At 72.1% G+C, this 18,943-nt stretch carries 20 protein-coding genes; 5 read left to right on the top strand and 15 right to left on the bottom strand.

The window, feature by feature from the left end:
• The first annotated feature begins 81 nt into the window (after nt 1–81).
• Nucleotides 82–594 carry an SseB family protein gene (locus tag OO47_RS06565; protein WP_030206513.1) on the top strand — a complete coding sequence of 171 codons (513 nt, stop codon included), beginning with the start codon at nt 82–84 and terminating at the stop codon, nt 592–594.
• A 240-nt stretch (nt 595–834) separates the two neighbouring features.
• On the opposite strand, the gene OO47_RS37195 is transcribed toward OO47_RS06565, so the two are convergent.
• Nucleotides 835–1,077 carry a hypothetical protein gene (locus tag OO47_RS37195; protein WP_063831882.1) on the bottom strand — a complete coding sequence of 81 codons (243 nt, stop codon included), beginning with the start codon at nt 1,075–1,077 and terminating at the stop codon, nt 835–837.
• A 213-nt stretch (nt 1,078–1,290) separates the two neighbouring features.
• On the opposite strand from OO47_RS37195, the gene OO47_RS06555 reads away from it, so the two are divergent.
• Both OO47_RS06555 and OO47_RS06550 read left to right on the top strand, forming a co-directional pair.
• Nucleotides 1,291–2,253, top strand: a complete 963-nt coding sequence (locus OO47_RS06555) for a pirin family protein (protein WP_030206511.1) — start codon at nt 1,291–1,293, stop codon at nt 2,251–2,253.
• 247 nt (nt 2,254–2,500) lie between these two features.
• Nucleotides 2,501–3,577, top strand: coding sequence for an AI-2E family transporter (locus OO47_RS06550; RefSeq protein WP_030206508.1), 1,077 nt, complete (start codon nt 2,501–2,503; stop codon nt 3,575–3,577).
• Between the two features lie 41 nt (nt 3,578–3,618).
• Here OO47_RS06550 and OO47_RS06545 read toward each other — a convergent pair whose 3' ends face one another.
• Nucleotides 3,619–5,769 (bottom strand): ATP-binding SpoIIE family protein phosphatase, encoded by a 2,151-nt coding sequence (locus OO47_RS06545; RefSeq protein ID WP_030206503.1) that lies wholly within the window; start codon nt 5,767–5,769, stop codon nt 3,619–3,621.
• Between the two features lie 137 nt (nt 5,770–5,906).
• On the opposite strand from OO47_RS06545, the gene aspS reads away from it, so the two are divergent.
• Nucleotides 5,907–7,724 carry an aspartate--tRNA ligase gene (gene aspS / locus OO47_RS06540; protein WP_030206501.1) on the top strand — a complete coding sequence of 606 codons (1,818 nt, stop codon included), beginning with the start codon at nt 5,907–5,909 and terminating at the stop codon, nt 7,722–7,724.
• A 150-nt stretch (nt 7,725–7,874) separates the two neighbouring features.
• Here the strand turns inward: aspS and OO47_RS06535 are convergent, their stop codons facing one another.
• Genes OO47_RS06535 through OO47_RS37665 form a run of 4 tightly spaced genes read right to left on the bottom strand, consistent with a single transcriptional unit; the run spans nt 7,875 to nt 13,895 of the window.
• Nucleotides 7,875–8,084, bottom strand: coding sequence for a hypothetical protein (locus OO47_RS06535; protein WP_033208219.1), 210 nt, complete (start codon nt 8,082–8,084; stop codon nt 7,875–7,877).
• A complete protein-coding gene (locus tag OO47_RS06530) occupies nt 8,081–12,724 on the bottom strand; it encodes a putative T7SS-secreted protein (RefSeq protein ID WP_078489503.1) in 4,644 nt (1,547 codons plus the stop codon). The genes OO47_RS06535 and OO47_RS06530 overlap by 4 nt, the downstream gene beginning before the upstream one ends.
• Nucleotides 12,724–13,371, bottom strand: a complete 648-nt coding sequence (locus tag OO47_RS06525; RefSeq protein ID WP_030206497.1) for a hypothetical protein — start codon at nt 13,369–13,371, stop codon at nt 12,724–12,726. Before OO47_RS06525 ends, OO47_RS06530 begins: the two co-directional genes overlap by 1 nt.
• Nucleotides 13,371–13,895, bottom strand: coding sequence for an SseB family protein (locus OO47_RS37665; protein WP_234323099.1), 525 nt, complete (start codon nt 13,893–13,895; stop codon nt 13,371–13,373). Before OO47_RS37665 ends, OO47_RS06525 begins: the two co-directional genes overlap by 1 nt.
• On the opposite strand from OO47_RS37665, the gene OO47_RS36790 reads away from it, so the two are divergent.
• Nucleotides 13,861–14,037 (top strand): hypothetical protein, encoded by a 177-nt coding sequence (locus OO47_RS36790; RefSeq protein ID WP_158708640.1) that lies wholly within the window; start codon nt 13,861–13,863, stop codon nt 14,035–14,037. The two genes, OO47_RS37665 and OO47_RS36790, sit on opposite strands and share 35 nt — an antisense overlap.
• Before the next feature lie 129 nt (nt 14,038–14,166).
• Here the strand turns inward: OO47_RS36790 and OO47_RS06515 are convergent, their stop codons facing one another.
• The 9 genes from OO47_RS06515 to OO47_RS33880 form a co-directional block, all read right to left on the bottom strand.
• Nucleotides 14,167–14,706 (bottom strand): hypothetical protein, encoded by a 540-nt coding sequence (locus OO47_RS06515; RefSeq protein WP_030206493.1) that lies wholly within the window; start codon nt 14,704–14,706, stop codon nt 14,167–14,169.
• Entirely contained in the window at nt 14,703–15,083 is a 381-nt protein-coding gene (locus tag OO47_RS06510; RefSeq protein WP_158708639.1) for a hypothetical protein, read from the bottom strand. The genes OO47_RS06515 and OO47_RS06510 overlap by 4 nt, the downstream gene beginning before the upstream one ends.
• Nucleotides 15,084–15,202: 119 nt before the next feature.
• On the bottom strand, nt 15,203–15,739 hold the full coding sequence (locus tag OO47_RS06505; RefSeq protein ID WP_030206487.1) for an SMI1/KNR4 family protein: 537 nt from the start codon (nt 15,737–15,739) through the stop codon (nt 15,203–15,205).
• Nucleotides 15,740–15,756: 17 nt separating this feature from the next.
• On the bottom strand, nt 15,757–16,170 hold the full coding sequence (locus OO47_RS33885; RefSeq protein WP_051715257.1) for an Imm50 family immunity protein: 414 nt from the start codon (nt 16,168–16,170) through the stop codon (nt 15,757–15,759).
• Nucleotides 16,157–16,660: an Imm50 family immunity protein gene (locus tag OO47_RS06495; RefSeq protein ID WP_030206482.1), complete on the bottom strand. Its 504-nt coding sequence runs from the start codon at nt 16,658–16,660 to the stop codon at nt 16,157–16,159. The genes OO47_RS33885 and OO47_RS06495 overlap by 14 nt, the downstream gene beginning before the upstream one ends.
• A complete protein-coding gene (locus OO47_RS06490) occupies nt 16,657–17,100 on the bottom strand; it encodes a hypothetical protein (protein ID WP_030206481.1) in 444 nt (147 codons plus the stop codon). The genes OO47_RS06495 and OO47_RS06490 overlap by 4 nt, the downstream gene beginning before the upstream one ends.
• A gap of 12 nt (nt 17,101–17,112) precedes the next feature.
• Nucleotides 17,113–17,571 carry a hypothetical protein gene (locus OO47_RS06485; protein WP_158708638.1) on the bottom strand — a complete coding sequence of 153 codons (459 nt, stop codon included), beginning with the start codon at nt 17,569–17,571 and terminating at the stop codon, nt 17,113–17,115.
• Nucleotides 17,546–17,989 (bottom strand): hypothetical protein, encoded by a 444-nt coding sequence (locus tag OO47_RS06480; protein WP_030206479.1) that lies wholly within the window; start codon nt 17,987–17,989, stop codon nt 17,546–17,548. The genes OO47_RS06485 and OO47_RS06480 overlap by 26 nt, the downstream gene beginning before the upstream one ends.
• A 1-nt stretch (nt 17,990) precedes the next feature.
• Entirely contained in the window at nt 17,991–18,740 is a 750-nt protein-coding gene (locus OO47_RS33880; protein WP_051715249.1) for a hypothetical protein, read from the bottom strand.
• Between the last annotated feature and the right edge of the window lie 203 nt (nt 18,741–18,943).

Below are 18,943 nucleotides of genomic sequence, written 5' to 3'. Positions count from 1 at the left end.
CCTCCGCGCGTACCGGCGGGTGTACCGGCGGGTAAGGGGCACGGGCCCCGGCGGCCCCCCGTCGCTCGCTAGGCTGGGGCCATGTACGGATACGGCCAGCACGCGGACGGTAGTGCCGCCCAGCAGCAGTACATCCCGCCCCAGCAGGGCGGGATGCAGGCCGGCATGCCGGGGGGCATGCAGGGCGGCGTGCAGGGCGGTTACGGGCAGCAGGCCCCGCTCTACCCCGAGCCCTCGCCGCCCTCCCTCGCGGACGCCGTGCGCGCCTTCACCACCGGCACCCTGGCCGCCGAGGACTTCCAGCAGATCTTCGCGACCTCCAAGGTCTACTGCCCGCGCGGCGACAACCCCGGCTTCCTGGCCCTGCACAACACCCAGCAGCCGGTCATCCCCATGTTCACCTCGCTCAAGGAGCTGCGGCGGTACGCGGGCAAGGAGTCGAAGTACTTCGTCATCACCGGCGCCGAGGTGATCGACCTGCTGCCGACCGGCTACGGCTTCGTCCTCGACATGGAGGGCGACCACCGGATGGTCTTCGACGCGAAGGCCGTGGAGCAGATGGTCGACTTCGCGATGCGGCGGATGTACGGCTGACGTACGGCTGACGCGGACGGGACCGGACGGGCCCGGCACCCCTCCGAGGGGTGCCGGGCCCGTCCGCGCGCCGTACGCCGCCGCCTGCTCGGAGGCGTCCTCGGCGATGCGCTTCTCGTGCTCCGCGGCACCGGGCGGTCCGTCGAGGGCCTTCGCGTCGTCGGGTTCGATCTCCGGGTTCCAGCCGTCGCCGTACGGGTCGGTGTCGACCCGCTCGGGGTTCGGAGTCGAGGTCGTCGTTCACGGCGGCCGCCCGGCCGGCGAGGGGCGCGTACGGCTCGGAGACGGACTTGACCGACTCCGGGGAGCCGGCCGGGGCCCCGCCTCCAGCCCGTCGCCCACGGTCGCGCGCTCCACGGACACGATGTCCCCGAGCCGGCTCTGCGCGGAGTCGGTGATGCCGACGCGGACGCGACCGCCGTCCCGCGCCTCCACCCACTCGTGGTCCTTCGTGTGCTGCGGGTGCTCCGGGTGGAACGACATGCGGGCTCCTCCGCGAGGTCGGGACGCCGGGCGGTCGGCCCGGTGGAGCCGGCGTGCCCGAGCGGCCGGGCGCGTGGAGGCGGCCGTCACCCGCAGGGGTGAGCGACTTCGGGACGGTCGGGGAATGTCTCCCCGGTGTTCCGCGTTCCGGGTGGCGGGAAGTTCATCGTTCAACTAAACTGGACGTGCAAGGTCGCCCAAGGAGGTCCCGCCATGCCCGCCGTGACTGTCGAGAACCCGCTCACCCTGCCGCGCGTCGCCGCCCCCGCCGACGCCCCGGCCCGCCCCGTGCTCACTGTGACCACGGCCCCCTCCGGCTTCGAGGGAGAGGGCTTCCCGGTCCGCCGGGCCTTCGCGGGGATCAGTTACCAGTACCTCGACCCGTTCATCATGATGGACCAGATGGGCGAGGTGGAGTACGCGCCCGGAGAGCCCAAGGGCACGCCCTGGCACCCCCACCGCGGCTTCGAGACCGTCACCTACATCATCGACGGCACCTTCGACCACCAGGACTCCCAGGGCGGTGGCGGCACCATCACCAACGGCGACACCCAGTGGATGACCGCCGGCGCCGGCCTCCTGCACATCGAGGCCCCGCCGGAGTCCCTGGTCGTCAGCGGCGGCCTCTTCCACGGCCTCCAGCTGTGGGTGAACCTGCCGGCCGCCGACAAGATGATGGCCCCCCGCTACCAGGACATCCGCGGCGGCCAGGTCCAGCTGCTCACCTCCCCCGACGGCGGCGCGCTGCTCCGCGTCATCGCGGGCGAGCTCGACGGCCACGAGGGCCCCGGCATCACCCACACCCCGATCACGATGATCCACGCCACCCTGCGCCCCGGCGCCGAGATCAGCCTGCCCTGGCGGGAGGACTTCAACGGCCTCGCGTACGTGCTCGCGGGCCGCGGCACGGTCGGCGCCGAGCGGCGGCCGGTCCACACCGGCCAGACCGCCGTCTTCGGCAAGGGAGGCGCCCTCACCGTCCGCGCCGACGAGAAGCAGGACGGCAACACCCCGGACCTGGAGGTCGTCCTCCTCGGCGGGCGCCCGATCCGCGAGCCCATGGCCCACTACGGCCCGTTCGTCATGAACACCCAGGCCGAACTGCGCCAGGCCTTCGAGGACTTCCAGGCGGGCCGCCTCGGCACGATCCCGGCGGTGCACGGGATGGGCGAGTAGGACGTACGGGGGTACGGGGCCGGGGCGCGCGCTCCGGCCCCGTACGCGTGCCCGGTCCTGCGCCGGGTCCCGCACCCGGGCCCGGTCCTGCGCCGGGTCCCGCACCCGGGCCCGGTCCTGCGCCGGGTCCCGCACCCGGCCCCGTACGCGTACCCGGTCCGTACCCGCGACCTCCTGCTGACGCCCCGTCACCCGTACGGGCCGTCAGCGCGCGACGGCGCGCCGGGCGGCGTGGTCCGGTGGTCGGGTGCAGACGCCCACCACCGGAACGCTCCTTCCCGAACCCGCCCGCCGGGTCGCCGCCTGGTGCGTCGTCCTGCTGCTCGTCGCCGGGGTCGCCGCCGTCGGCGTCTGGCTGTGCGTCGTCTTCAAGACGGCCGTCACGCCCGTCCTGCTCGCGATCCTCGGCACCGCCCTCCTCGGGCCCCTCTACCGCCGCCTGCTGCGGATGAAGGTGCAGAAGTCCCTCGCGGCCGGGCTCACCGTCGTCGCCGTCCTCGCGGTCGTCGGCGGCGCCACGTACATCGTCGTCGCCGCCCTCGTCGACACCGGCGACCAGATCGTCGCCTCGCTCCGGCAGGCCGCCGAGGACATCGCGAAGCACTTCGGCGCGGCCGGGACCTCCCTGGACGACCTCAGCCGGAACGCCGAGGGCCTGCTCAAGAAGTTCGGCGGCACCGCCGCCTCCGGGGTGATCTCCGGCATCAGCGTCGTCGGACAGCTCATCGCCACCGCCGTCCTCGCGCTGCTCCTCATCTTCTTCTTCCTGCGCGACTCCGACCGGGCCGCCGGGGCCCTGCGCTCCCTCGTTCCCCGCGCGACCGGTGACACCGCCGAGGCCATGGCGCGCCGCGCCTTCGAGGCCGTCGAGGGCTTCATGCGCGGCACGACCTTCATCGCCCTGGTCGACGCGACCCTCATCGGCGTCGGGCTGCTCGTGCTGCGCGTGCCCGGGGCGGTCGGGCTCGCGGCGCTCGTCTTCGTCACCGCGTACATCCCCTACCTCGGCGCCTTCCTCTCCGGCGCGGTCGCGGTCCTCGTCGCCCTCGCGGACCGGGGCTTCGTCATCGCCCTGTGGGCGCTCGGCGTCGTCCTCGCCGTCCAGGTCATCGAGGGGCACCTGCTCCAGCCCATGGTGCAGAGCCGCACCGTCCACATGCACCCGGCCGCCGTCATGCTCGCGATCACGGCCGGCGCCTCCGTCGCGGGCATCCTCGGCATGCTCCTCGCCGTCCCCCTGACGGCCGCGGCGACGGGGGTGCTGGGGGAGCTGCGGGAACGGTACGGGGAGGGGGGCGCGCCCGACGCGCCGGACAGGCCCTAGCCGTACAAGGCCCGGCCGCACCGGCCCCGACCGCACCAGGCTCAGCCACATCGGCCCCGACCGGGCACCTCCTGGCCGCAGCACCCCTCCGGCGCCCCCGCCTCGTTCAGCTCGAACCAGATCGACTTGCCCTCGCCGCGCGGATCGACCCCCCACGCGTGCGCCAGCATCTCCATCAGGACCAGGCCCCGGCCGCTGGAGGCCATTTCGCCCGGGTGGCGCCTGTGCGGCAGTTCGTCGCTGGTGTCGGAGACCTCCACGCGCAGCCGCCGGGACTTCTCGCCGCAGGCGACCTCCGCGACCAGGAGGGCGTCGCCGTCCGTGTGGACGAGGACGTTGGTGATCATCTCGGAGACCATCAGGACCGCCGAGTCCAGCTGGTCCTCGTCCGCCCAGTCGTGCAGCAGCTGCCGCATCTGCTCCCGCGCCTCCGCGATCCGCTCCGGCTCCGCCTGGGCGATCGTCATCAGGGTGCGGCGCGGGGCCTCCCGTACGGTCCCGGCGGGGCGGCGGGAGAGCAGCAGGACGGCGATGTCGTCCTCGCGCCGGTCCGCGAGCGGGCCCGTGGTGTGGTGCGAGCCGGGGCCGTGGACGGCCTCCACGAGGATGTCGGCGAGCTGCTCCAGGTCCTCGCCGTCGTGGGACTCCAGGAGCTTCCTGACCCGTTCCCAGCCGCTGTCCAGGTCGTGCCCGCCGGTCTCCAGGAGGCCGTCGGTGCAGATCATCAGTGTCTCGCCGGGGTCGAGGGTCAGGCGGGTGGTGGGGTAGTCGGTGTCGGGGTCGATGCCCAGGGGCAGCCCGCCGGCCGTGGGCCGCAGCAGAACCGTTCCGTCGTTCATCCGCACCGCCGGGTCCGGATGCCCCGCCCGCGCGATGTCCACCGTCCCCGTCTCCAGGTCGACCTCCAGGTACAGACAGGTCGCGAACCGGGGCCCGCTCTCGCTCTCCCCGTCGTCGCCGTCCGTGATGCCGTACAGGAAGCGCGAGGCCCGGGAGAGGACCGCGTCCGGCCGGTGCCCCTCGGAGGCGTACGCGCGCAGGGCGATCCTGAGCTGTCCCATCAGGCCGGCCGCCCGCACGTCGTGCCCCTGCACGTCCCCGATGACCAGGGCGATCCGGCCCGCGCCGCCCCCGTCCGGGCGCGAGGCGCCGCCGGGCAGCCGGATCATGTCGTACCAGTCGCCGCCGACCTGGAGCCCGCCGCCGGTCGGCACGTACCGCGCGGCGACGTGGATGCCGGGGATGCCCGGGCCCAGGACCGGCATCATCGTCCGCTGGAGGCCGAGCGACAGCTCGCGCTCCGACTCGGCCACGCCCGCGCGTGCGAGGGCCTGCGCCAGCATCCGCGCCACCGTCGTCAGCACGGACCGCTCGTCGGGCGTGAAGGCCACCGGGTGCTTGAAGGCCGCCATCCAGGCGCCCAGCGTGCGCCCGGCGACGACCAGCGGCACGAAGGCCCACGAGCGGCGCCCGAAGCGCCGGGCGAGCGGCCAGGTCACGGGGAAGCGGCGCAGGTACTCCTCGGGCGACGGCAGGTAGATCGCCCGGCCCGTGCGGACCACCTCGGCCGCGGGGTAGTCGGTGTCGAGGGACATCGACGCGAAGGGGCCCTCGTCGTCCTGGCTCTGTCCGTGGTGCCCGATGATCGTCAGCCGGTCGCCCGCGACCCCGAAGACGGCGAGTCCGTCCGGCGAGAAGCCCGGCATGGACAGGGAGGCGGCCACCCGCAGCACCTCGGCCGTCGACCGCGCCTCGGCGAGCGCCCGGCCCGCGTCGAGCAGGAAGGCCTCCCGGGAGCGGCGCCAGTCGCCGGTGACCGGGGTGCGGGAGGCGGCGTCCGGCGCCTGCCCGGCGACCTCCTGGAGGGTGCCGACCAGCTGGTGGTCCGTCCCCTCGACCAGCGGCTTGGACCGGCTCCGTACCGTACGGAGCACCCGCCCGTGCTCGTCCATGATCCGCAGCCGGGACTCGGCGAGGGTGCCCTCGGCGACGGCCAGGTTCACCACCCCGTCGATCTCGTTCCAGTCGACGGGATGAAAACGGGAGCGCACGGCCGCCTCGCTGAGCCGTACGGGCTCGGCGGGCAGCCCGAGCAGCCGGGCCGCCTCGGCGTCGAGCGAGACGATCCCGGACGCGTTGTCCCAGCGCCACAGGCCGGTCGCGATCGCGGCCAGGACGTCCTCGGTGCGCATTGCCCCACTTTATGAATATCGGACTGCGGGCCGCCACCGACGGTGTCCGAGGAGCGATCCCGGCCCGGCCGGTAGGCTGGGAAACCTTGACACCGTCAAGCCCTTTCCCATCGATCCCGAAGACTGGATGAACGACGATGCATCGGTACAGGTCCCACACCTGCGGCGAGCTCCGCGCCTCTGACGTCGGCACCGACGTCCGGCTGAGCGGCTGGCTGCACAATCGGCGCGACCTGGGCGGCATCCTCTTCATCGATCTGCGCGACCACTACGGCATCACGCAGCTCGTCGCCCGGCCCGGCACCGCCGCGTACGAGGCGCTCGACAAGCTGACCAAGGAGTCCGTCGTCCGCGTCGACGGCAAGGTCGTCTCGCGCGGCGCCGAGAACGTCAACGCCGAGCTGCCCACCGGCGAGGTCGAGGTCGAGGTCGCGGAGGTCGAGATCCTGGGCGCCGCCCAGCAGATCCCCTTCACGATCAACGCCGACGACGGCGTCAACGAGGAGCGGCGCCTGGAGTACCGCTTCCTCGACCTGCGCCGCGAGCGCATGCACCGCAACATCATGCTGCGCTCGGCCGTCATCGCCTCCATCCGCTCCAAGATGGTGGCCCTCGGCTTCAACGAGATGGCGACCCCGATCCTCACCGCGACCTCCCCCGAGGGCGCCCGCGACTTCGTCGTCCCGTCCCGCCTCAACCCGGGCAAGTTCTACGCGCTGCCGCAGGCCCCGCAGCAGTTCAAGCAGCTGCTCATGATCTCGGGCTTCGACCGCTACTTCCAGATCGCGCCCTGCTTCCGCGACGAGGACGCCCGCGCCGACCGCTCGCCGGGCGAGTTCTACCAGCTCGACGTCGAGATGAGCTTCGTCGAGCAGGAGGACGTCTTCCAGCCGATCGAGAAGCTCATGACGGAGCTCTTCGAGGAGTTCGGCGGCGGCCGCCACGTCACCTCGCCGTTCCCGCGCATCCCGTTCCGCGAGTCGATGCTGAAGTACGGCAACGACAAGCCGGACCTGCGCACCTCGCTCGAACTGGTCGACCTCACCGACGTGTTCGCGCACTCGGAGTTCAAGGCGTTCGCCGGCAAGCACGTCCGCGCGCTCGCCGTCCCGAACACGGGCGACCAGCCGCGCAAGTTCTTCGACGGCCTCGGCGACTACGCGATCTCGCTCGGCGCGAAGGGCCTGGCCTGGATCCGCGTCGGCGAGGGAGGCGCCCTCACCGGCCCCATCGCCAAGTTCCTCACCGAGGACAACATCAAGGTCCTCACCGAGCGCCTGGGCCTGGAGCCCGGCCACGCCGTCTTCTTCGGCGCCGGCGAGTTCGACGAGGTCTCCAAGATCATGGGCCCGGTCCGGGTCGAGGCCGCCAAGCGCGCCGGCCAGTTCGAGGAGAACGTCTTCCGCTTCGCGTGGATCGTGGACTTCCCGATGTACGAGCGGGACGAGGAGACCGGCAAGATCGACTTCTCGCACAACCCGTTCTCGATGCCGCAGGGTGGCCTGGAGGCCCTGGAGACCCAGGACCCGCTGGACGTCCTCGGCTGGCAGTACGACATCGTCTGCAACGGCATCGAGCTCTCCTCCGGCGCGATCCGGAACCACGAGCCCGAGATCATGTTCAAGGCCTTCGAGATCGCGGGCTACTCGAAGGAGACCGTCGAGACCGAGTTCGCGGGCATGCTCCGCGCTTTCCAGTACGGCGCCCCGCCGCACGGCGGCATCGCCCCGGGCGTGGACCGCATCGTCATGCTCCTCGCGGACGAGCCCAACATCCGCGAGACCATCGCCTTCCCCCTCAACGGCAATGCCCAGGACCTCATGATGGGCGCCCCCACGGAACTGGAGGAGTCCCGCCTGCGCGAGCTGAACATCCAGCTCCGCAAGCCGGTGGAGTCGAAGGTGGTGGAGGGGCGTCCGGTGACGGAGGCGGTGCATCCGGACGCGGCGCGGTAAGCGTCACGACGTACTGGCGAAGGGCCCGGAACCGTACGAACGGTTCCGGGCCTTTTGCGCAGAGACGGCAGCCTATGGCCTGGGTATCCCTGCGGTCGGCCTTGCCGAGCTATGGAGGAGGTGGGTCACCTTGCCTCTTTGAGTGACATGTCAGTCGACCTTCTCCACGGATGGCCAGGTGATTCCTCTGGACTCAAGGAATTCGCTGATGTATAGATCGGTTTCCTCTTCCTTTTTCTGGCTTTCCAGCCAAAGCGACTCGCAGTCCGGGCAGGCCCAGAAGACTTCGCCGGATTCCTTCACCCGGTACTTCTCAATCCAGTCCTGGCCGCAATGTGAGCAGACTATTCTAGAGCTCATGACCAACTCCTCGGGAAGGCGGTAATTACTTCATTTCCGTGTTCGACTGTGATGGAAATGAACTTTTCTCCCGGGTTGAATCCTACCTGTCGACCCATAGGTATTATGTATGTCGTGCGTGCTCCTTGATGGTTTATGGAGACGGCTCCATCTCGCAGGCTCCATGCCTCGTCCACAGTTTCGAGGATCCCCTTGTTTCCGGTGTCGAAAACTCCATGCATGGGCTTACTGAGGTCTTCGCGTGCGTGTAGTTGGACATGAGTGATTCGATGCTCGTTTATTCCAGGTCCGTAATCCAATCCTTCTGGACTTCTGAACCAGCCGTCGCCGAGGTCTGTCAGCTCCAGGCTTTCGCTGCCCGGGCACGGGCTCAGTCCTAGCGGATCGCTCCACGTACGCGGATCGTGAACATATGCTGCCGGGTTGGGAGCCGGGATCAGCCCCAGCGGATCCTGGCTCAGATACCGCGCCGACTCCGGGTCGTAATACCGGAAGTAGTTGTAGTGGAGCCCCGACTCCGGGTCGAAGTACTGGCCCGGGAAGCGGAGCGGGGTGTATGCCGTGGCGTCTCGGGTCCAGGTCGTCGTGCCCCAGAGGGTGGAGCGGGTGCGCCAGGCCAGCTCTCCCGACTCGTCGACGAGTTCCGTCGGGGTGCCGATCAGGTCGGTGACGACGGCGAAGAAGCGCTCGTCGTCCGTGTCCGTGCGGCGTTCCGTCTGGGAGAGGGGGCGCAGGCCCGCGTGGTCCCAGGTCAGGACGACGTTCTCGGTCGTCTGCTCGCAGAGGGTCGTGCCGTTCCAGGTGAAGTGGGTCGTTTCCAGGGCCGATTGCTTGGATATGCGGCGGCCCAGGGGGTCGTACGTGTAGCTCCAGACCGTGCCGTCCGGCGTCGTCACCGACGTCAGCCGGTCCTCCGCGTCCCAGGTGTACCGCCAGGTGTCCGGCTTCCGGGATATGCGGGTCTTCTGCCGCAGGACGATCCGGCCCTGGTCGTCGTGCTCGTAGCGGACCGCCCCCGCGCGGGTGATCCGCGTCCCCTCGTACGCGCGCGGCCCCGTCGCCACGTGGGACGGGTGCGCGGACGGCCAGTCCGCCTCCGTCTGGTTGCCGGCCTCGTCGTACGCGTACCGCTCCGTCCACCGGTCCGCCCGCACCGCCGTGACCCGCCCCGCCCCGTCCAGGTCGAAGCGGCGCGTCCCCGAGAACCCGTCCGTGACGGCGGTCAGGCCGCCGTCCGGGCGGTACTCGTACGCGCGGTGCTGGAGACGGCCGCCGCCCCGCGCCGACGTGACCTCCTGCGCCGTCAGCCGGCTCATCACGTCGTACGAGGACGTCAGGGACACGAAGTCCGCGACCGTGCGATCGACCTCCCGGCCCAACGCGTCGAAGGAGAAGGACAGTTCGCGCCCCGAAGCGGTGAGACCGGTCCGGCGGCCCGCCGCGTCGTACGTCCACGTGCTGACCGAACCGCCCGGCGTCGTCCTCCCCACCCGCCGGCCCGCCTCGTCGTACGCGTACGACAGCGTCCGTCCGTTGACCGTCTCCGACACCAGCCGGCCGTAGCGGTCCCGCAGGCGTTCCAGGCGCGCGTCCGGGTTCGTCGCCACCGCCAGCTCGTCGAAGACGTCGTACGCGTACGTGCTGACCGTCCCCTCGGCGTCCTTGCGGACGATCCGGCCGAGCGCGTCCCGCTCGAACCGGACCGTCTGTCCGAGGCCGTTCGTACGGGAGACCAGCCGGCCCGCCTCGTCGTACGCGTACCCCAGCGTCCGCCCGTCGAAGTCCGTCTCGGTGAGCGTCCGGCCCGCCGGGTCGTAGCTGTAGTCCCAGGTCAGGCCCTGCGGGTTCGTCACCCGCGTCAGCCGCAGGTCCGTGTCGTGCGTGAACGCGTACCGCACCCCGTCCGGGTCCGTACGCGAGGTCAGCAGGTCGAAGTCGGTGTACGTGAAGCGGGTCGTGCCGCCCGTCGCGTCCGTGTGGCTCAGGCAGTTGCCCTCGCCGTCGTACGTCCAGGACTCCACCGTCCCGTCGGGCGCGACGCGCCGGGACGGCAGGCCCTCCACCGTCCACTCCAGGCGCGTGACCGCGCCGAGGGGGTCGGTGATCCGGACCGTGCGGCCGAAGGCGTCGTACGCGTACCGGGTCGTGGCCCCCAGCGGGTCGGTGACCTCGACGGGCAGGCCCCGGGCGTCCAGGACGAGCCGGGTGGTCGCGCCGAGCGGGTCCGTCACCGAGGTGAGCCGCCCCGACCCGTCGTACGCGAACTCCGTCCGGGCGCCCGAGGGAGCCGTCACCGACGTGCGGTTGCCGCGCCCGTCGAAGGTCTGGCGCACGGCGTTGCCGTCGGCGCCGACGATCCGTACCGGGAAGCCGTCCTCGTCGTACTCGGCCCGCGCCCGCCGCCCGTCCGGGCGCTCCACGGATGTCGGGCGGCCCCGCTCGTCGTAGGCGGTGCGGCTGACGTGCCCCAGCGGGTCCGTCCGGGACAGCAGGCGGCCCTGGCGGTCGTACGCGGAGCGGGTGACCGCGCCCAGGGGGTCGATCTCGGCGACGACCTTGGAACGCCCGTCGACGACGAAGCGTTTCGTGTGCCCGAGGCCGTTGGTGATGGACGTGGTCCTGAGGCCGGTCCCGGGGTCGGTGTCGTCCCAGGTGAAGCGGGACTCGACGTGCCCGTTGGCGCCGGTCTGGTAGGTGCAGCGGTCCTGCTCGTCGTAGACGTAGTCGAAGCGGCTGCCGTTGGTGTCGGTCCACGACGTGATGCGGCCGTGCTCGTCGCAGCCGAAGCGCAGGGGCCGCCCGGAGGAGTTGACGACCTCGGTCAGGTGCCCGTCGGCGTAGCCGTAGCGCAGGATCTCCTGGTCGGAGCCGTCCGGCGCCGCGCCCGCGAGGTGGAGGGCGGTCACCCGGCCCGCGTCCGTGGTCAGCTTCAGGTGGTAGCCGCCGTGGTGGACGACCGACGTCGGGGCGCCGGCCCCGTCGTACTCGAAGGCGATCCAGTTGCCGTTGCGGTCGTCGATCCGGACCAGGAGCGCGAGCCCGTCGCCGTGGTCGGCGAAGTGCCGGACCGTGCGGGTGTCGGGGTCGGTGATCGTGTAGCCGTCCCCGACCCGGTCCAGCGGCCACCGCCGCCCGTGCGCGGGCACGACCGGGACCCCGGGGGCGGGGTGCGGGTAGGCGAGGACGCTGCCCTCGTCGCAGCTGAAGACGACGCCCTCCGCGTCGATCTCCAGGCGCTGGTCCACCGTCGACGACCACGTCGGGCCGAACCAGCGGCCGGAGCGGTGCGAGGAGTCGAAGACGCGCTGGAAGACGAGGGGCAGCGAGCCGGGAAGGGCGATGTCCGTCTGCGGCAGCAGGACGCGGCCGGACGCCATGTCCACCGGGTCGCCGTCGCACACGTTCTCGCGGCACTTGTTGCTCTGGTTGTCCGGGTTCCTCTCGTGGTCCCCGCGGCTGCCACCCGGCTTCCCCGGCTCGACGGCGCCGCCCGGCTTCCCCGGCTCGGGCACGTGCTTGGCGCCGTTCAGCCCCACCCGCACGCCGGTGCGCGCGAGCCCGGCCCCCTTGGTGCCGATCAGCTCCGGCACGAGCCGGCCGAGGAACTCCGAGGGGTCGCCCTTCGCCGCGTCCCAGGCGTTCTTCAGGACCCGGTCCGGATTCGCCGCCGAGGACGCCAGACCGGCGAGCGTCATGTTGACGCCCTTGTAGTACTCCGCGGGGTGGGTCAGGTTGTACGGGTCCGTGGGGTTCACCGAGCGGACGAAGTTGAGCAGGCCGGCCGTGCCCTTGACGATGCCGCCGCCGAAGTGGGCCAGCTCGACGCTCTGGGCCATGCTCAGGTCGAACAGCTCCGTCATGGCCCGCTCGCGGCCCGTCGGCTCCTTCGGCGCGTGGGCGAGCGCGGCGGCGACCGCCGCCTTCGCCGTCTCCCCGGCCTCGTTGCGGGCCTTGCGCGCGCCGTCCAGGACCTCCCGGGCCCGCTGTCGCTTGGCTTCGCCGGGGTCCGAGAACGCCTCGGGACGGGGCAGCGGACTGTCCCCGTCACGGGCCGCGTTGTAGGCGTCGACCTTCTTGTTGTAGGCGTCGACGGCCTCCTTGGAGTCCTTGTCACCCTCCTTGTACAGCGCGATGGCCTCGCGCGCCTTGCCCTGCGCGCTCACGACCGCCCGGGAGTACGTCTCCAGGGCCTCGGCCGCGTTCTCCATCGCGTCCGCCGCGCGGAGCCAGTCGGTCGGCAGGGTCTGGAACTTCTTCCGGAACGCCTCGGCCGCCTCGCCCTTCCAGTGGCCGGCGTCCAGCTTCCTCATCCCGCCGCCGACCAGGTCGAACGCGCGCTGGAAGTCCCGGAGGTTCTTCACCGCCGCGGCGATCTTCTCCGGCTTGCCGTGGACGAGCTCGTCCGCCTCCTCGGTCTGCCCGAGCTGCTGCTCCCCGACCCGCGCGCCGAGCGAGGAGGCGGTCTCGTCGCCCCAGTCCTCGACCGAGTCCGCCCAGTCGTGCGCCCCCACCCTGTCCAGGGCCTGACCGGTCTTGTCGGTGACGTAGTCGACGCCCTCGCCGACGAGCTCCTTGCCCTTGTCGATGCCGTCACCGAGCTTGTCGATGCCCTTGTCGACCAGGCCGCCCCAGTCCACCATCAGCGGTCCTCCCCCCACCTGGGCTGCTCGGCCTGCTCGATCGTCGCCTCGTCAGGGGCGAGCGTGTCCTTGAGCTCCTCGTCCATCGCGTCCCGCAGCTCCGGGTCGAGGGCGCCCGAGCGTTCCATCGAGTCGAGCAGCGAGTCCTCGACGTCGTACGCGGTGTTCCGCCAGGTCTGCTTCACCTCCTGGTGGGCGTCGCCGAACGACTCCGGGCTCCAGTCGGCGCCGTCCCACGTGTGCTGGTCGCGGACGGTCTCCCAGCTCATCTTCTTGACGTCGTCCTCGGAGAGGTGGGGGTTGCCGTTGAGCGAGTTCACCCCGATCTTGATCGTGTCCTTGACGTACTGCTCCTGCTCGGCGAACGCGCCGGCCGACAGGCCGACGCCCTGGGCGAAGCCGTTCCCCCGCAGGGTCAGGGCGCGTACGCCCCACTCCCACCGGTTGCAGAAGGTCTCGAACTCCGACGTCAGGCCGTCATGGCCCAACTCAAGTCCTGACAGGGCGAGTTCGGAGAAGCCCCGTCCCGCCGACGCCTGTCCCGTCATGCCGAGCTCCTTCAGCTCGGCGTGCGCCAGATCGATGCCCTTCGCGATCGCCGCCAGCGCCTCCGCCGACGCCGCGAGCTCGGGTTCGTTCCCGCCCATCAGGCCCCCGCCCCCCTGTCCGTCTCCCCGGTCCTGTCCGTCTCCCCGGTCCCGTCCGTTTCCCCGGTCCCGTCCGTCTCCCCGAGCCCGTCCGTCTCCCCGAGGTCCACCGCGACCTCGTCCGGGACGATCCCCGCCACCGGCGGGAACAGCGTCCCGTCCGCGCTGCCCGCGTCCAGCGCGACCCCGCCCGGGCCGGGCAGCATCGGCACCATCACGTCGAGGAGCCGCGCGCCGAGGACCGTCCGGTACGACCACTCGCGCCCCGCCTCCCCGCGCGCGACCGCGAACCGCGCCAGTGCCTCCTCGTCCGAGAACGCGCAGATCCACCGCACCCCGTTGAAGTCCGCGGTCCACAGACTCTCCCGGTCGTCGAACGGCACCAGCACGGCGGTACGACGGAACTCCCCGAGCAAACGGGCAAATGCACGCCGGGCCGCCGCGATGTCGCCGCCCGGACCGGTCTGTTCCGAAACAGGAGCCACCGGCGTGACCGGCGCGGGCGGCACCGGTGAAACCGGCATGTCCGCCAACTCGGCCAGTTTCGAAACCGGCTGCGGCTCCGATATGTCGTCCCCGTTGTCCTTCACGCCCGCATGCTGCCACGCGCTCATTCACACGAGCAACGAACAAAGTTGCGTTCGCGCCCTGCCGGTCGGCCGGTAGTACCCCGCCCCCCGGCACCTTCGGGAGTTTCCGCGCGGGGGACGGCCGCGCGGGCGGCCTGTCGTGTGGCGGACTTCGCACGCGGTTCGGGACGCCTCTGTCAGGTTGCCGAACTGCGGGGAGAGTGGCTCAGGGCAGCCTCGGAGCGAGCTCCAGCCAGGCGCGGAGGTCATCGGTGACGGATTCCTCGTCCTCCAGGAGCGGCAGGACGGGATGCAGTGCGGACAGCGTGTTCTTGATGCGCCGCAGCCGGAGCATCTGCTCCCGTGGCAGGGTCCGCCATTCAGCGGCCAGCCGCGCGGCCGTCTCCCTCGGCAGGCCCAGGTTCCGCAGGACGTCCGCGCGGAGCGCGGGGAGGTCCCGGGCCGGGTCGGTGGGGTCGGGCCCGAACTCCCGGATCAGATAAGCCCGTACGCGGGCCGACTCGATCACCAGCTGCTGTGACGGACCCTCCGGGTACTTCCCCGGAAGCGCGGCGAGCGCGAGCCGGCCCCAGCGGATCCTGGTCCCGGCGGGGAGGCCGCCGTGCCGCATGCGGCCGACGGCGAGGACCCGCAGCTGATTCCACTGCTCCGGGGGCCGGGCTTCCGCCCCGGGCGCCGCCGCGAGCCGTTCCAGGTCCTCCAGCGGGGTACGGGGGAGCCCGCCCCGGTCGTCGTCGTGGCTCACGCCTCCACCGCCCCCGTGCCCGTCGCCTCCACCGCCTTCGTCGCCGCGCGGAACTCCCGTACGGCCGCGAGGCAGTCGCCCCGTGCCCCGCTGTCCGCCGGAAGGCACGCGAGGCCTTCCTCCGTGAACTCCTCGGCGGCGCGGAGGACCGCCCGCGCGAGGCCTTCGGCACGGGCCCCGCCCACCGGCGCCCCCTTCGACGCGACCGAGACGAACCCCCTCCCGTCACGCCGGAAGTCGAGCCGGAACGACGAGCCGATGCCCGTGTACGAGAGGGTCCGCCGCTCGCCGAGGAGCAGCGGCCCGAGCTGGTGGAGCAGGAGGGCCACCGACAGGTGGATCATCACCCCCTGGTCGGGGACGTGTCCCGCCGTCACCGCCCTTCCGCTCCCTCCCTCCCACGCCATGTCCCCGAAGTCGAAGTCGTCGGGTTCTCCCTGCCCCGGGCGCACCGAGAACCGCACCCTGATCGCGGCCGGTGGTTCCTCCCTCCCCGTCACGCCGGACCGAGCCGGCGGAACTCGTGTACGGCGAGGGGGAACGAGGACGAGAGGACGCCCGAGCGCAGCTCGCCGGACAGGGCGGCCGCGAGGAACCGCGTGCAGGACATCGGGAAGTGCTCCCACCGGGCGCCGCGCGCCTCGTTCACCATGACCGTCCATCCGTCCGGGTCGAGCCCGGGCCGGACGAGCCAGTACAGACACTCCCCGTTGTCCGTGACCGCCCACGGGACGACCCGGGCCCCGTCGCCCGCCTCCAGCTCCGCCGGCCTCTCCTCGTACACCCACAGGTCCTCCAGGTCCTCGGCCTGCCGCTCGGCCCGGGTGAGGAGGTCGTAGTGCGCGTTGGGGCAGCCTGGTTCGAGGACGTACAGGTAGTCGTCCCAGTTGCTCCCGCCGTAGACGCGGACGAGCTCCTTGTAGTCGGCGGGCAGCCCGGTCCCGAGGGCGCGCTCGATCCCGGTCCAGTCCTTCCGGCGGGGGGCGTCCGGGGGCGGGGCGATCTCGTGCAGGGCCGCGAGGGCGTTGCTCACGGGACCTCCTCCTGGGGTCAGCAACTCGTACCCGAGGAGAGGTACGAGCGGAAGCGGGCCACGGTCGATCCGGAGGCCGTGAAGTCGAGGTACGAGCCCTCCGCCTCGACGGTCACCCGGACGTCCGTGCCCTCCCGGGGACTCAGGGCGAGCCCCGCGTCGCGGGCGCCGAGCTGCCAGCCCTTCACCCGCAGTCCCCGCACGCCCGTGAACCGCAGGTAGATCTCGACGGTGTCGTACGCCCTGTCCGCCCAGGCGGGGGGCGGCCTCTCGGGGAGGGCGGTGGTCTCGAACATCAGGGTCACCGACGCGTCCCTCTCGTCGATCTGCGCGTAGGAGAGGCGGCACGCGTCCAGGTCGGGTGGCGTCGTGTACGCGTGCGCCACCTCGTCCGTCGCGCCGACGACGGCCGTCCAGTCAGACGCGCTCATGGAAGGTCTTCTCCTCGGGGCCCGGGACGGTCGTGAAGCGCCTCCTGTCGAGAGGCCTCAGGAAGAGGTGCGGGCCCCCGTCCGTGCCGTCGGGCGCGATCCGGAAGGCGCTCACGTGCCCGACGTGCACGGTGTCGTGGCTGGTGAGGCCGAGGTCCACCCCGGCGCCCCGCACGCGCACCCGCATCCTGCGGTCCCGGCCCAGGGGCTCCGCCGTGAAGGACGCGGAGGGTACGGGCGGCTCCCACTCCTCCAGGGCGAAGTCCTCCACCGCGTGGAACCGGAAGTGGCACTGGACGGTGTCGACGTCCGCGCCCTCCCACTCCGGCGGAACCGTCGCCGGGAAGGCCGGCAGGTCCACGCGCAGCGCGACCGTCGGCCCCCTCCAGGACAGGTTGACGGCCCGCGGCCGGAACGCGCCGAGGGGCGGAACCCCTCCGTACAGGCGGACGAGGTCTTCGGGGTTCACCAGGTGCGGGACGGCCGTCATGGGGACGATGCTCCTCCACGCCGGGCCGGGCCGTCCCCCGGGCCCTCTTCCGGGGTGACGAGTCCGCGCAGGGTGTCGAGTATTGCGTCCAGGTCCAACAGCGCCCGTACGCAGAAGTCCTGGTCCCGCACCGCCATGCTGACGCGCTCGTCGAAACCGGGGGAGGCCGAGGAGTTCTCGCCCTCGCCCAGGAGGCGGGTCGGGACCAGGAGCCAGTTCCGCCGTGAGGTGTCGATCCTCCACTCCTCCCGGGTGGGAGTCGCGCGCACGGCCTGCTCCACGATCCGGAGCTTCTCGGCGTCCGGCTCCTCGAACCTCCACCCCAGGAAGGAGACTTGCTGATAGCCGTGGAGCGGATGGCGGTCGCCACTGAGCCTGAGCCAACGCAGGGGGCCCAGGAGGCCGAGCGTCCGGCCGGCCCGCCGGAAGCGGCTCGTCATCGTCCGGTCCTTCTACTCGGTCGCTTCGAAGGAGTGCGTGATGATCCAGTCGTCGTACTCCTCGACCGAGACGGCGCACATCGACCTTCCGTCCAGGGAGGCCGCGACGAACTCCTGGTTCCCGGTCGCGGCGGCGATGCGGGAGGGGAGGCGGGCGCCGATCGTGTCCCGCATCCTGTGCCACCCTCCGGTCCGGCTCTCCGGGGACCGGGAGCCGAGGAGGAGGAACTCTCCGTCCCCGTCGAAGAGCCCCATCCGGTCCGCCTCCTCGTGCCAGAGGGCGTCCACCCGTTCCCGCGCGTCCGGGTCCTTCTGGGGGACCGTCCTGGTCGGCACCGCCTCGAACCCCGCCATGGCGAGGAACGCCTTCCTGGAGTCCGGCGCGGTTTCCGGTACCCCTCCGTCCGCCTCCACCACGCCCTGCCGCCCGAGCGCCGCCAGCAGGTCAAGGACTCCGCGGTCCCCGTCCACGTCCCGCTCCCCCATGTCCACCCCCGTGCATCCGTACGACCGTCAGCCGCTCCTCATGATCGAGGACCAGCACCGACGTGCCGTCCGCGCCCTCGTGGAGGACGACCAGGTCGTCCGTCGCGGGGTACCAGAGGTCGTCGATCGAGGAGACCAGCCGCTCCGCCGTCATTCTCGTCGCGATCCCGTCGGCGGGCCACGCGGTTTTCACCACCCCGGTGGAACAAGGGAGTTGAGACGCCAGGTGGGATCGCAGCCCGGCTTCCGTCGTCCCGGAGACGTCCACCGGCGTGCTGGCCGTACGCCGCAGGCGGTCCAGTTCCGCCCACGAGCCGCCGATCGCCCGGACGACCTCCTCGAGGGCGGCGGGGTCGGGCGGGGTGCCGAGGGCCGTGAGCGTCGCGCGGAGGCGCGGGGGCATCTCAGGTCACCGCCCGGCGGGTCTTCCAGTCGTCCTCGCGCACGACGATCCGCTTCCCCGTCTCCCCGTCCGTCACCGCCCCCAGGACCCGCCCGTCCAGCGAGGCCGCGAGGAACGCGGCGCGGCCGGTGGCGGCCAGGACGCGGGACGGCAGGCCGGTGCCGACGAGGTCCCTGACGCGGACCCAGCCGATCTCGTGCCCGTTGGGGTCGGGCGGTACGAGGCGGAACTCGCCCTCCGGGGAGGCGAACCGCGCGGCGCGCGTCAGCGTGTCCCACCGGCGGTCCAGCTCCGCGTCGGAACGGACCGGGGCGGAGGGGCGGTCCGGATGCGCGCGGTCGGCGTAGGGGGCCCGCAGCGGCGCGGGGAAGCCGTCGGGTGCGTCGCCGTGGCCGAGCAGCCGGAGCCCGCAGGCTTCGAGCCTCCCGCGCCAGTCGGGGGCCACCCGTACGGGGAGGGCGGCGGTGCCGCCCGGCCCCGGGACGGACACGAGCACGTCCCCGTAGCGGAGTCGGACGAGCGGGCCGCCGGAGAGGTGGACCTTGGCGCTGTGGGGCGGGACGAGGGACGTGACGGGGACGTCGTACTGCTCGATCCGGTCCAGCCTCAGCGTCCCCGTCAGGCCCTTCGCGGCGAAGAACTGCCCGACCCGGGGCCGCCCCCCGACGCAGCGGACGACGCAGACGCCGCCGTCGGGGCCGTGATCGAACGCGTGGTACATCTGGAGCCGGCCCGCTTCCGGCACGTCCATGGGATCCCCCCTCGTCGGTCTTACGCATTCTCCCTTCGCCCCGCCGCCGTGCGGCTCCCGCACCTGCCCGGCTCCGGTGGACGGTCCCCGGCGGCAGGTCGCTTCGAGGGCGTCCCGACCGCCCGGCGGGTGATGGGCTTGCGTCTCCGGCAGGCGGAGACGCGAAGGCGGGGGCATGACGGTGACACGCTCCGCTCGATCGG

The sequence above is a fragment of the Streptomyces bikiniensis genome, assembly GCF_000716625.1.
Classification (GTDB): Bacteria; Actinomycetota; Actinomycetes; order Streptomycetales; family Streptomycetaceae; genus Streptomyces; species Streptomyces bikiniensis.
This window is presented reverse-complemented; position numbering and strand designations above follow the sequence as displayed.

Excerpts from the sequence above, each read along its gene's own strand:
- OO47_RS06495 (WP_030206482.1), bottom strand. The coding sequence starts at position 16,660 with ATGACGGCCGTCCCGCACCTGGTGAACCCCGAAGACCTCGTCCGCCTG.
- OO47_RS37195 (WP_063831882.1), bottom strand. The coding sequence starts at position 1,077 with ATGTCGTTCCACCCGGAGCACCCGCAGCACACGAAGGACCACGAGTGG.
- OO47_RS33885 (WP_051715257.1), bottom strand. The coding sequence starts at position 16,170 with ATGAGCGCGTCTGACTGGACGGCCGTCGTCGGCGCGACGGACGAGGTG.
- OO47_RS06480 (WP_030206479.1), bottom strand. The coding sequence starts at position 17,989 with ATGCCCCCGCGCCTCCGCGCGACGCTCACGGCCCTCGGCACCCCGCCC.
- OO47_RS06525 (WP_030206497.1), bottom strand. The coding sequence starts at position 13,371 with ATGGGCGGGAACGAACCCGAGCTCGCGGCGTCGGCGGAGGCGCTGGCG.
- OO47_RS06530 (WP_078489503.1), bottom strand. The coding sequence starts at position 12,724 with ATGGTGGACTGGGGCGGCCTGGTCGACAAGGGCATCGACAAGCTCGGT.
- OO47_RS06490 (WP_030206481.1), bottom strand. The coding sequence starts at position 17,100 with ATGACGAGCCGCTTCCGGCGGGCCGGCCGGACGCTCGGCCTCCTGGGC.
- OO47_RS06555 (WP_030206511.1), top strand. The coding sequence starts at position 1,291 with ATGCCCGCCGTGACTGTCGAGAACCCGCTCACCCTGCCGCGCGTCGCC.
- OO47_RS06535 (WP_033208219.1), bottom strand. The coding sequence starts at position 8,084 with ATGAGCTCTAGAATAGTCTGCTCACATTGCGGCCAGGACTGGATTGAG.
- OO47_RS33880 (WP_051715249.1), bottom strand. The coding sequence starts at position 18,740 with ATGGACGTGCCGGAAGCGGGCCGGCTCCAGATGTACCACGCGTTCGAT.
- aspS (WP_030206501.1), top strand. The coding sequence starts at position 5,907 with ATGCATCGGTACAGGTCCCACACCTGCGGCGAGCTCCGCGCCTCTGAC.
- OO47_RS06545 (WP_030206503.1), bottom strand. The coding sequence starts at position 5,769 with ATGCGCACCGAGGACGTCCTGGCCGCGATCGCGACCGGCCTGTGGCGC.
- OO47_RS37665 (WP_234323099.1), bottom strand. The coding sequence starts at position 13,895 with ATGCCGGTTTCACCGGTGCCGCCCGCGCCGGTCACGCCGGTGGCTCCT.
- OO47_RS06565 (WP_030206513.1), top strand. The coding sequence starts at position 82 with ATGTACGGATACGGCCAGCACGCGGACGGTAGTGCCGCCCAGCAGCAG.